Genomic DNA, 12,686 nt, shown 5'->3' on the forward strand with positions numbered 1-12,686 from the left:
TTTATATCAAATCCGTTAGCATCGGAATTATATATTTTATATGAACAAAGGTTCAGAGTTTTTTCAATCACCTTTTAAATCATTCCAAAGTAAACGGAAAGAATATTACGACCAGTTTCAGGTTTTGTATTGTTGTAACTTAATAAATTTGATGCCTTTGAATCACTTAAGTATTGAATACAAAAGCAATTGAGTAATAAAGAGCAAATAAAAAGGTGTAGCTTTAATGAGGCTATTTTAAGCCTTTAGTGTTGTGTATGCAGATGTGCAAAATTTGAGTATTTTTACAAAAGTGAGATACTCTCCACTAAACAGGTAATTCCTAATGAAAAAGCATTATCTACAAGATATTAACGTTCTCGTTTCCGATCCTTGGAACAATAAAGTAAATTTTTTTGGGAACTTAACACTGGAACTTTCGAATTTTCATATTGATAGTTATCGTATTTACCAATGGGTAAGGGTCTTAAGGATTTTGGGATTGGGAGAAGTTTAGTTACAGAAACTTCATAACTTATTTCCGAAGTCTTGATTATATTTCGATCATTTTCTCATTGATGTCAGGATCCCGTAAAATAGAACGCAGGAAAAATCTCAATGTATATAGATAAAAAAATCCCCGCCATAGCAGTTGTTGGTATGGGTTGCTATTATCCTGGTGCGAATAATTTAAAACAACTTTGGGAGAATATTTTAGGAAGAAGAAGGGAATTTCGACAATTTCCAGACAACAGATTACCAGTATGTGAATATCACGAGCCGGACAAAAAAGCTCCAGATAAAAGCTACGGAAGTCGTGCTGCTGTGATTGATGGCTTTGAGTTTGACTGGGCAAAACGTCGGGTTCCCAAAACTGCTTTTGATAGTGCGGATGTCGCTCATTGGTTAGCTTTGGAAGTAGCTATTCAAGCCTTAGAAAATGCTGGTTATACTCGTGAAACTGTTCCTTGTGAACGTACTGGAGTTATTTTAGGAAATACTTTAACTGGTGAGCAAAGTCGTACTCAAAATATGCGATTGCGTTGGCCTTTTGCCCGTAAAGCTTTAGAGGCAGCAGCAAAGGCAAAAGGAATGTCTGAGCAAAGCATAGAGATACTTGTAGAAACAATGGAAAAATACTACAAGTCCGTATTTGCACCAATTACAGAAGATACTTTGGCAGGCAATTTAGCAAATACCATTGCCGGTAGGGTCTGTAATTTTTTCAATTTCGATGGTGGTGGATATGTAGTAGATGGTGCTTGTTCTTCTTCTGTAATTTCTGTCGCTACTGCTTGCACTCATCTGGTAGCCCAAGAAATGGATATTGCCTTAGCAGGAGGAGTAGATATTAGTCTAGATACTTTTGAACTGATTGGTTTTGCCAAGGCAGGTGCTTTAAGTGCTGGAGATATGAATGTCTATGATCGCAAAGCTAGTGGCTTTATTCCTGGAGAAGGATGTGGTTTTGTGGTACTGAAGCGTTTAGAAGATGCTAGGGCTGATGGAGATTATGTATATGCAGTCATCAAAGGTTGGGGAATTTCATCCGATGGTAAAGGGGGAATTACAGCCCCCTCGAAAGTTGGTCAATCGAAAGCTTTACGTCGTGCTTATGAAAAAGCAGATTATAGCAGTCACGACCTAGACTTTATTGAAGGACATGGTACGGGAACTCCTGTAGGCGATCGCACTGAATTAGAAGGAATTGCTTTAGCGATTGCAGGGGATGGTGAAATTGCTCCTCGTAGTGTGGGAGTAACTTCTTTTAAATCTCTCGTAGGGCATACAAAAGCCGCAGCAGGTATTGGTGGCTTTATTAAAGCTGTAATGGCTGTTAATCAACGAGTTATTCCTCCTACAGCTGGTTGTACAGAATTGAATCCAGTGTTTCACACCACAGTTAAATCTGTTTATCCAGTGCTGAGTGGAGAAGTACGTTGCTCCAGCGATATTCTCCGAGCTGGAGTATCTGCGATGGGATTTGGTGGAATTAACTCCCACGTCACTTTAGAATCTGGAGATGCACCTGCAAATCACTTAAAATCAACTCTGAAAGAGCAAGCACTATTGGTTTCTAATCAAGATACAGAACTGTTTGTTTTAAGTGCCACATCCATTACAAATTTAATAGAACGAATTCAAACTGTCAGGGAAATGGCACAGGGAATGAGTATGTCAGAAATGGTTGACTTAGCAGTAAAGTTAACTGAAGATATTAACCCATCCCAACCAATCCGGGCTGCATTAATTGCAGACACTCCCATGACTTTATTGGAGCGTTTAGAGGAATTAGAGCACATACTTGAGAATACACCTCCAACTTCAGGAAAAATAAAAGTATCTCCTCAAGAAGATATCTGGATTGGAAATAGTCTTCAAAACCCTAGGATAGCTTTTCTATTTCCCGGACAGGGTTCGCAAAAGCTAAATATGGCTCGGACTTTAATAGAACGTCATTCTTGGGCAAAAGAATTTCTGCAACAAGCAGATAACTGGCTAGAAGAAATTGGATTTGAACCCATCAGCAAGTATATATATCATTCCCTAGAACTTGCTGTTGATGGAGAACAAATGCAAGAGTGGTCAAAACATTTAACTCAGGCAGAGATAGCTTCGCCAGCGATTTGTTTTGTTTCTCTATTATGGCAAAAGTACCTCCAACGTCTTGGGATTGTGCCCGTTGCTGTGGGAGGTCATAGTCTAGGGGAATTGACAGCATTTTGCGCTGCCGGAGCCTACGATGAGAAAACCCTCATATGTCTAGCAGCCATGCGAGGCAAAGCCATGTCTACTGGTGGAGATAATAATGGTAGTATGGCTAGTCTAGGTTGCGATCATCAAACTGCTGAGAAACTCTTAGTGGGAGTATCTGGATATGTAACGATTGCAAATATAAACAGTCCTCAACAGACAGTTATCTCTGGGAAAAGTGAGAGTGTTGCACAAGTAGTACAACAAGCAAAATCTCAAGATATACAAACTCGTCAACTAGCTGTTGCCAATGCTTTTCATTCTAAAATAATGTCCCCAGCAGCCTCATTTTTGCGGGAACAAGCTCAAATTCCAGAACATCTAAGCACAACTTCTATCACTTTATTTTCTAGTATCAATGGACAACCTTTAGCAAAAGGATTACAATTAAAACAGCATTTCGCCAATCAAATAACCTCTCAAGTAGACTTCGTCTCCTTGGTAAAAACAATAGAGTCAGAATGCGATTTGATGATAGAAGTAGGACCAGGAAAAGTACTTGCTGGTTTAGTCAAAGCAACTACTAACTCCCAGTATCCTATATGTATTCCTGTTGAATCGAAACCAGGACGGGACAGAGACTTTAACAACTTATTAGCTAGTTTCTTTGTCCATGGTGGCGAAGTTGAGTGGCAGGCTGTTTACGAAAATCGCTTGTGGCGAGCTTTTATACCTGCATCAGAACGTATTTTCATTGAGAACCAATGCGAACGACCTTTTGACGTATCCGATGAAGAAATATCTGCAATCGCTCCAATTGCGAGTAGTTTCATAGAAAACGGGATTAACACTAACTCATTCAATCAATTTATAGACTCAGAGGAAGAACTGGTGGAAGCCTTGGATGAGTACTTCTCTGAACGTGGTTCTTTCTTGGCTGAGTTAATCCGAACTGATCTAGAAAATTTACCTACGTTGTTAACTATTAATCAAGATAATCGTGAATAATTCCCCATATTCTCATAAAAACGACGAGCTGATCGAGTTGCTATCTAAATATTTTTCCCACCGAGGTAACTTTTTAGCTCAAGTAATTCGAGCAGACCTGCAAAGTTCGCCATTTCTTGCTAGCAAATCCAAGAATACTAAAAAGAATAAATCCTTGGCTATACCTGAGCCAAAAGCTGACGCTCCTGTTGAGGTTTCTCCAGTTGCAATAACTAATTCTGTAGACAAGGAAAGTCAACAGCAGACAGTTTCAGTTTCTGTAGAGGATATTGTAATTGACTTAGTTGTCGAGCAAACTGGATATCCCCGAGATAGTATTAATCTACAAGTAAGATTACTTGACGATTTAAACTTAGACTCAATTAAATCCGCAGAATTAGTTTCTCAAGTAGCGAAGAAAATAGGAGTTCAAGGACAGGTAGATCCATCGTATTTTGCCAACGCTACCCTAGCAGAAGTTGCACAAGCATTCAAAGAATTATCTAACCCCCAACAGCCACCAGAAAAAATTAATCAAGAGGCTACACCAGGTATTTTTACACCTGTTGCCACCGAAGAATCAACTTCTTGGACTCGTAACTTTACAATTGAATATGTTCCTCAAGAAGCCGCAGCTATCTCTAGCGAAGAGCAAAAGATGCATAACAGTAATTTATTTGCTGTAGATAACTGGGAAATTACTAGAGTATTAATAGTATCGGAAGCAGAAGAAGCAGATTTAGTGACAACACTATCTGAAAAACTTCAGCAAATAGGTGCCCAGGTAGAAGTTGTTAGTTTTGGGGAAATGGTTGCAAATTCCCTAATTGAAAAAGCTGAATTTACTCACTTTATCGCAGTACTACCCCAGAATATCAAAGCCGATACATCTCCAGAAACACGGTTAAGAAGAGCTATGGAGCGGCTTCACGCTGTAGCAACACCACCGCCCTCATCTCAAGGACAACGGGAGTATACCAGTGTTAGCTATATTCAATTTGGAGGCGGATATTTTGGTAAGCTACATCAAATAGGAGACATTGAGCAAGGGTGTACCATTGGCTTTGCATCCACACTCCATCTTGAACGATCTGATTTGAAGGTAAGAATCATCGATCTACCAGGGGAAGTAGAACCAGATAGTATAATTGAACCTGTGATTGAGGAAATCTCCAGGTCTGATGCTTTCTTAGCAGTAGGTTATGATAGCGAACTAATTCGTCGGGTTCCTCGCCCCATAATTCAAGACAGAACGCTATATGAAAACCGCAACATCTCTTGGTCATCATCAGATGTATTTTTAATCACAGGAGGAGCCAAAGGTATTACAGCCGAGTGTGCTTTAGCTTTAGCTAGAGTAACCGGTGTCAAAATGGCTTTGGTTGGTAGTTCACCACATCCTCAAGATAATCCTATGGGTAATAGTAGTCCAGAAATTGCCCGTATTTTAAGAAGATTCCGCGATGAAGAATTAACTTGTCAATACTACCAATGTGACGTTGCTAATACTCAAGCGATAACAGAATTAGTAGAGCAGATTGAAAAAGATTTAGGTAATATTACAGGAGTTGTTCACGGAGCAGCAGTTAATAAAGCACGACGAGTAGACAATTGTTCTTTGGCAGAGGCTGAAGCAGAAATTGCACCGAAAGTTTTGGGTATATTCAATCTCTGTCGAGCACTCGAGGATAAACCGCCCAAGCTGTTTGCAGGTATTTCATCGATTGGTGCTGTGATTGGTTTACCAGGTAACTCTTGGTATAGTTTTTCTAATGAAGTACTCGATCAAGTTTTGCGTCGCTTTGGTCAGCAACACCCAGAAACCTCTGTTCTTTCTATTGCCTACAGTGTTTGGGATGAAGTAGGTATGGGAGTTCGTATGGGAACAATTCGTAACCTTGGTCGTATGGGAATCAAAGCTATTCCTAAAAATGAGGGTGTGAATCGTTTTGTGCAACTTATGCAAAAAGATCCAGGTGAAACTCAAGTTGTAATTACTTCTCGTCTAGGTAGCTTGCAGATATTGGGACGTGGTTTTGATACTTGGCGAATTAAGCCGTTTTCTCGTCCAGCAGCATCTAAATTTATTGGGCAATTAGACAAATTCTATTTTGGTCTCGAAATCACTCTTCGCACTCACCTAAGCCTGGAAAAAGACTCCTACGTAAAAGACCACGTATACAAAGGTTCTTACCTATTTCCTACAGTATTTGGTCTAGAAGCAATGGCGCAAACCGTTGCTTATACCGTAGGTCAAGAAAAATTCCAATCCGTGCATATCGAAGATATTCGTTTGGAACGACCGATTGTAGTCAATCCTGAAAATGGTGTAGAAATCGAACTTCGTGCCGAAGTACTAGAACGAGAATCTAAGAATGCTCCCCAGCGAGTCTTGGCAGAAATTAGAACAGAACAAACTGGGTTTACTACAGCTCATTTTGCTGCTACATTTGTTTTAGGGAAAAAAGTAGAACCTCCCATTGAAGAGGTGAAATTACCTCAAGAACCTCTAGCAATTGAACCCAAGCAAGACCTCTACAGCTGGTTGCTATTCCAAGGACCACGTTTCCAAAGACTAGAACAGATTTACAGCCTTGATTCTAAAAAAATGATTTTCCGTACTCAAAGGAGTACTGGAGATGAAGGACAGGAGTCTTTAGACCGAGCCGAAGGACCTTTCCTCTTGGGAGATCCTTATTACCGTGATTCACTGCTTCAGTCCATACAGCCTATGGTTCCCCAAGATTTAGGTTTACCTATCGGTATCAAAGGGATTCAGATTTATCAAATAGATACTAACGGTGCAGACTCTTGCATTGGTGTTGCCCAAGGAGAAACTAGAAAAGGCAAGCAATACAATACCAATGTTTTTAGTGTGGATGAACAGGGACGGGTAATTGAAAAACTCGAAGGTTATCAGTTACAAATGATTGACCATCGTCCAGATCACCCCACTGCCGAAGAATTAGCAAATCCGGGCGTTCGCAATGAAAAACTGTTGTACAGAGAATTGGTTCAGCGAGCCGCAGCTTTAAATGTGACTGTACCGCAAATATCTTTGATGGAGATGCCTGGTATGCATAACCTATCTGCGGAAGAACGTCACCAACAGGAATTACCAATTTTCTCTCAGACAGTTGACAAAGTCTTGAACAACCTTGAATGATTAACAAAGGTAAAAAGCGATGACAACTCTTGTAAAAACCGTCAAATCTAAGGCAGTTAAAACTAAAGCCACTTCAATACCACTATTTAATGCAGAAAGCCAAAAACAAGTACAAATCAAATGGCTTGATTCTGGCAAACCAATACTTGAGGGATTAGAAAGCCAACAAGTAGAAGTATCCCTTTCCCATGATGACAGATTTTGTCTATGTGTTGCCGGTATAGGACCACAAGGTTGCGATATTGTTCCTGTTAGTCATCGCTCCAAAGCAGACTGGATTTCTCTATTGAGTGATAAATGGGAAGCACTGTTCAATCAAATACTCGCAACTGGTTCTGAATCTGTAGATGTTGTAGGTACACGACTGTGGTCGGCGATGGAGGCTATGCGTAAAGCTGTCGATGTTAAAGATATTACTTTGAGCATTGACTCCCAACTAGAAGATACAGTGTTGTTCCGAGGAAAAGCAGCGGGTAAAGAGTTATATGTAATGACTTTCCCGGTTAGCTTTACCAAGGATTCCCAGAGAATGTTTGCAACCATTGTCAACAAAAAATAGAGTATTAGGTGGGCAATGCCCACCTGGCTAGGAAAGATAATGCTGTATCCTAGGAGATAAAAAATGATTCTTAACGGTGGATTTTTACGCCGATTCCTGCTTGGTATTTCTATATCTACAGATGGTCTGGAAACTTTATGGACGGATTTTGCTGGAATAGAAACAGAGAGTACAAAGCAATTAAGATCCTCTAGTAACGCTTTCTTCAACGGCTATAACACAGCCTTAGAAGTTGGTTTATCACATATTCTCATTAGCGAACTCCAAGCATTTAATGATAACCTACGTGGCTTTGCTTACGAGGGAGCTGGCATGGGCTTAGCTATGATTGATTACACAAGTTTCAGTAAGGAAAGTAAACTCCAAAAATTTGTAGACGAAAATCCCAACTACAAGATTTTGGCTCACATTGGTGCTGGTTTAGCTATTGCTGCTCTCAACCGAGACATTGAAAAATCTCTAGCTCTAATGAATCCTATGCAACGCTCCTGGGTAATAGATGGCTATGGTTTTTACAATGGTATCTTTAAGTGGAAGCAATCCGTACAAAAGCAAATTGTTCCTAAGAAAGTTACTGGTTATGCCCGTCAAGCATTTGATCGCGGATTAGGCAGAAGTTTGTGGTTTTACTTTGCTGGTAATATTGATAGAATTGTTGGACAGTTACAGAAGTTTCCAGAATCCCGTCACGCAGACATGTGGAGTGGGATTGGTTTAGCCAGTACCTATGCTGGTATAGTAAGTAAAGAAAGCCTGCGAAATCTAAAAGCAGCGGCTGGTTCTTATACATCTGATCTATCTCTCGGTTCCATCCAAGCTGCAAATATTCGTTACCTTGCTGACAATATTGTTGACTATACTAACCTTGCTTGTTCAATTTTCTGTGGAATGTCAGCAGAAGATGCAGCAAAACTAACTTTCAAAGTTATGGAAGGGCTAAACATTAATGAACAAGAAGCACTTCTCGTAGATCAACCAATCTACGAAACCTACCGAGAAGGCATCCGTACTCAGTTCATCAGAAGTACAGTTGCTACGTAATTATTAGACTTACATTTTGCACCAACAAAAATTGATGTAATTGTATTACTCAGTAAAAAACCAAAGTCCTTAATTTAGCGATATAAGGTCATAAAAATTAGGTAGCGTTATGCCACGTATTTTGAATTTATCTGGGTTAATACTCAGAGGTGCAAGATATGGTAGATAAATTGAGAGCATTTCACCACTTAAAAAAGGAAATCAATTATGATTAATCATGGTGGACAGTTGCGCCGATACTTGTTTGGTCATTCAATAGAAACAATGGATAATACCTGGAAACATTTTCCAGGAACAGAAACAGAAGCTAGAAAGCGAATAAGATTATCTAGTAATGCTTTCATCAAGGGCTACAACACAGCTCTCGAAGTTGGTTTATCACATATTCTCCTCAGCGAAATCCAATCACTTGATATTAATCTGCGTGGGTTTGCTTATGAGGGAGCCAGCATGGGTTTAGCTATGATTGATTACATAGGTTTTGGGAAGCAAAGTAGATTCCAAAAATTTGTAGATCGCAACCCCAATTACAAGGTTTTGATTCATGTTGGTGCCGGTTTTGTAATTTCAGTTTTCAATCAAGATATCGAAAAATCTTTATCTTCCATGGAACCTATGCAAAGGTGGTGGGCAATGGATGGATATGGCTTCCATCATGGAATAACTAAGTGGAAACAATCCGTTCACAAACAAATTGTTCCTAAGAAAGTTATCGGTTATGCTCGTCGGGCATTTGATCGCGGATTAGGTAGAAGCATTTGGTTTCTTTTGTGCGGTGATATTAACAGAATCGTTGAGCAATTACAAAAGTTTCCAGAATCTCGTCGTGCAGACATGTGGAGTGGGATTGGTGTAGGCAGTACCTATGCTGGTGGAGTTAGTAAAGAAACATTAGAGAATGTAAAAGCAGCAGCTGGTTCTTATAGATCTTATGTATCTCTCGGTTGTACCCAAGCTGCACGGGACCGTTATCTTGGTAATAATATTGTTGAACATAATGATTTAGCTTGCTCAGTTTACTGTGGAATGTCTACTGAAAGTGTTGCTAAAATGACAATAGAAGTCATGGAAGACTTAAATATTGATACCAAAGAAAAGGTATTTGTAGAACAACCAATTTACGAAATTTACCGAGAAAAAATTCGTACCAAACTGCTAAAAACGCCAGTTACTGTATAAGCTTTTTCTTCATATCAAACTCAAGATTTACATTGAGGTCAAAGGTAAAAAATAACAATTACCTTCTGTCTGATTTTATTTCATTAGCTCAGCTGATTTGCTGCTTTCAAACAATATTTACCAGGTTTTTGAAATCAAAAAAGAAACTGGAACAATGAACTTTACTACTCAAACTATGAACACTATTACTGACAATATGAACACTACTACTCAAACAATCAATAGAATAAGAGAGCTAACTTATGATGTCGTAATTATGGGAGGAGGTTTCGCTGGGAACGCTCAAGCTAGACATCTTTTATTAAATATTCCCAATATCAAGATAGCAATTATCGATCCTCGTTCTCCAGAAAGGACAGTAAAAGATTTAACGGTGGGTGAATCAACTGTAGAAATTGCTGCTGATTTCTTGATGAAAGAGTTAGGTCTTTATGAATATCTAATTGAAAATCATGCACCTAAACATGGATTGAGTTTTCACTGGTCCAAAAATCCAAATCAAACCAATACTATTGATGATTACTATCACGTCTGGACAAATACTATTCCTCCCACGGAAGCTTTTCAACTTAACCGAGCAAAACTCGAGCAAGATTTACTCCAGATGAATAAAGATATGGGAGCTACTTTTTATAGAGGTAGAGTTCTAGATTTCGACTTAACCTCCAAAGATGAGCTTCACGCAATCAAAGTCAAGCTTGAAGACGATAAAATTGAGCTAAAAGCTAAGCATTTAATTGACGCTTCTGGTCGTCGTTTTCTCATAGGTAAAAAGACCGACAATTTAATTTTTGATGTGGAGAAATTATATGGAATTAACACAGGTTCTTCATGGGTTCATGTTAAGGGAATAGACCGTACTTTGATGGATGATGGCTATAATCCCGATACTAGCCTTGCGAGTCGCTATTACACCACAAATCACTGGTTTGGTCACGGTCATTGGATTTGGATGCTTCCTATTAATAAAGGTGGAAATGAGTTATCAATTGGAGTCGTATATCATCAAAATGTGATTCCTACCAAGGATATCAACACTTCCGATAAATTCAAAGCTTTCTTAAAAGCCAATCATACTCTTCTTTATAATATAGTCGAAAGTGGTGAGCTTGTTGATTTTAGGAACCTACCGAGACTAGCACATAAAAGTAAGAAAGTTATTTCTGAAGATAATTGGTATGTGTTAGGTGATGCGGCTCAGATGTTAGACCCTTTTTATTCTCCTGGGTTAACTTTAGCAGCTCTTGCAGTTGAAAGCGTTACTGAAAGCATTCGTGCCAAACTTTCTCAAGAACCTGATGCTGAGAAAAAACAAAATTTCTACAACCGTTTTTTAGTTAACAACGTTGAAGCCTATAACCGCATTTATCAAAAGCATGAAAATCATTTAGGTCATGCTTCTGCAATGAGTTGGCGTACTTACACCGAGGATATGCTGTGGTTTGGTATTTTGGTTCCAATGTACATAGGTAAGTGGTTCCTTGATTTTGATTTTATCTCTCAATATCAAAGAATTACTAATTTTATATTCTTCGGTAAAAATAGTGTAATGACCGATTTTTATGGTCTTCTAGACAAAGTTGTTGAACGCAAACTCAATGTTGGTATTATGGACTTTACTCGTAATGACCAATTACTTTTCGGGTATGGACCTGTGCAATTTTTCGATGATTACTTGAAAAACACAAAGTTTGAACCTTTACACTGTAATGTTTTTAAAGGAATTAAAGGTACTTTCTTCTTCTTAATTCTGATGTTCCTAAAATTACGCTTCAAAGCTTTTGGAATTTTGGGAGCGATATCTCCACGTAGCATTTTCCGAACAGTTCAATTGTTAGCTTTATATCTCTATGTAGCTATTGGCGAACAAATCTATCTGTTGAAGATGCGTAATGTACCTGATAACACCGTTATCGACAATATGAGAAAAGATTTTCAGAACTACCAATATCAACCCAAACTAAAATCTTGGAGTGAAGGAGTAAAAGTTTAGAATTATTTGCTGTCTGATTTTTATCAGACAGCAATAATCAACTATAGTCTGTTTTTCTAAGTGATTAATTTATTTTGAATTTTTAGTTGTTTTCTCCTTAATTCACAAGGATAAAAGGCTAATGGCAAACTTTGAAATAAAATGATAATTAGAATCAATATACTCATAAAACTGATTTATAAATTATTTGAACTATTAGCTAATACTTTATAAACCGTTAATATTCGTTAATTTAATTGTACAGAATGCATGCTTAGTTAAGCTTAATTATATGCAAACTTCATGTACAAAAAATTATAAATATCAATAAAATGAAAATAATAAATTCATAATTTCCCTATATTAATTATCATCAGATAATAGAAAAACGTTAAAAATTTGTAATAATTTTCTAATTATGGTTCAATTTACTTCAAATGTTCATCATACAGAAATTGCTGTAAGTTCTGATATTGCGAAAGAACTTAATAAAGGTCTCCAACTTGTAGGACTAAATTTCTCAAATTCCGAATTACATGAATTGCAAACTCAGCAAATTATTTCTATTGAAGATAAAAGTTTAAGCGAAATTGGTTCGGTATTTATTTTAGCCGCAGCAATTTCTTCTGTTAATTTAGGAAATCCTAGACATAAATTTACCTTTCGTGATTTACTACAAGAAGTTGACAACTCCAGGTGTAGTTCTGGCATTCCAATATATTCTTGGGAAGATGAGAGCTTAATTAAAAAATGCCTATATCTAACTGTAGTGAAAGAAAAACCCGTGATTATTCTCACATCTGAAGAGAATTGATGTTCAATGAAGCTTTAAAGAACAAAATATCGATATTAGAACTATGACCTCTAAATATAGGTAGGTAGTGTAAAACTCTCACCTCTTCTCCTCTCCCAAACTTGGGAGAGGGTAACACATGACACAAAAGTTGCATTAATAAAAAACGACTAAATTCTCTCAAAGTCAACTCATATCTTGCACCTCTGAGTATAAACCACGAAAACCTTAAAATCGCCGCAATAAAGCTACATTCTTTTACTTGATTTTTAGGGCTAAGTTAAGCGTTCATGCTTAATACTGAGTAATGAGAATA

General features: G+C 38.0%; 8 protein-coding genes. All 8 read left to right on the plus strand.

Features of this window, described 5'->3' with window-relative positions; genetic code table 11:
- The first annotated feature begins 325 nt into the window (after window positions 1–325).
- The 8 genes from QNJ50_RS26645 to QNJ50_RS26680 all read left to right on the plus strand — a co-directional run bounded on the left by QNJ50_RS26645 (window position 326) and on the right by QNJ50_RS26680 (window position 12,391).
- On the plus strand, window positions 326–496 hold the full coding sequence (locus QNJ50_RS26645) for a hypothetical protein (protein WP_300641646.1): 171 nt from the start codon (window positions 326–328) through the stop codon (window positions 494–496).
- 101 nt (window positions 497–597) lie between these two features.
- On the plus strand, window positions 598–3,681 hold the full coding sequence (locus QNJ50_RS26650; protein ID WP_300641648.1) for a type I polyketide synthase: 3,084 nt from the start codon (window positions 598–600) through the stop codon (window positions 3,679–3,681).
- Window positions 3,674–6,826, plus strand: a complete 3,153-nt coding sequence (locus tag QNJ50_RS26655; RefSeq protein ID WP_300641650.1) for an SDR family NAD(P)-dependent oxidoreductase — start codon at window positions 3,674–3,676, stop codon at window positions 6,824–6,826. Before QNJ50_RS26650 ends, QNJ50_RS26655 begins: the two co-directional genes overlap by 8 nt.
- A gap of 19 nt (window positions 6,827–6,845) precedes the next feature.
- Window positions 6,846–7,385 (plus strand): hypothetical protein, encoded by a 540-nt coding sequence (locus QNJ50_RS26660; RefSeq protein ID WP_300641652.1) that lies wholly within the window; start codon window positions 6,846–6,848, stop codon window positions 7,383–7,385.
- 63 nt (window positions 7,386–7,448) lie between these two features.
- Window positions 7,449–8,426 carry a DUF1702 family protein gene (locus tag QNJ50_RS26665; RefSeq protein ID WP_300641654.1) on the plus strand — a complete coding sequence of 326 codons (978 nt, stop codon included), beginning with the start codon at window positions 7,449–7,451 and terminating at the stop codon, window positions 8,424–8,426.
- Between the two features lie 207 nt (window positions 8,427–8,633).
- Entirely contained in the window at window positions 8,634–9,605 is a 972-nt protein-coding gene (locus QNJ50_RS26670; protein ID WP_300641656.1) for a DUF1702 family protein, read from the plus strand.
- Between the two features lie 154 nt (window positions 9,606–9,759).
- On the plus strand, window positions 9,760–11,598 hold the full coding sequence (locus tag QNJ50_RS26675) for a tryptophan 7-halogenase (RefSeq protein ID WP_300641658.1): 1,839 nt from the start codon (window positions 9,760–9,762) through the stop codon (window positions 11,596–11,598).
- A gap of 397 nt (window positions 11,599–11,995) precedes the next feature.
- A complete protein-coding gene (locus QNJ50_RS26680) occupies window positions 11,996–12,391 on the plus strand; it encodes a hypothetical protein (RefSeq protein ID WP_300641661.1) in 396 nt (131 codons plus the stop codon).
- Window positions 12,392–12,686: the final 295 nt, after the last annotated feature.

The organism is Mastigocoleus sp. MO_188.B34 (assembly GCF_030065675.1).
In the GTDB taxonomy this organism is placed as follows: domain Bacteria; phylum Cyanobacteriota; class Cyanobacteriia; order Cyanobacteriales; family Nostocaceae; genus Mastigocoleus.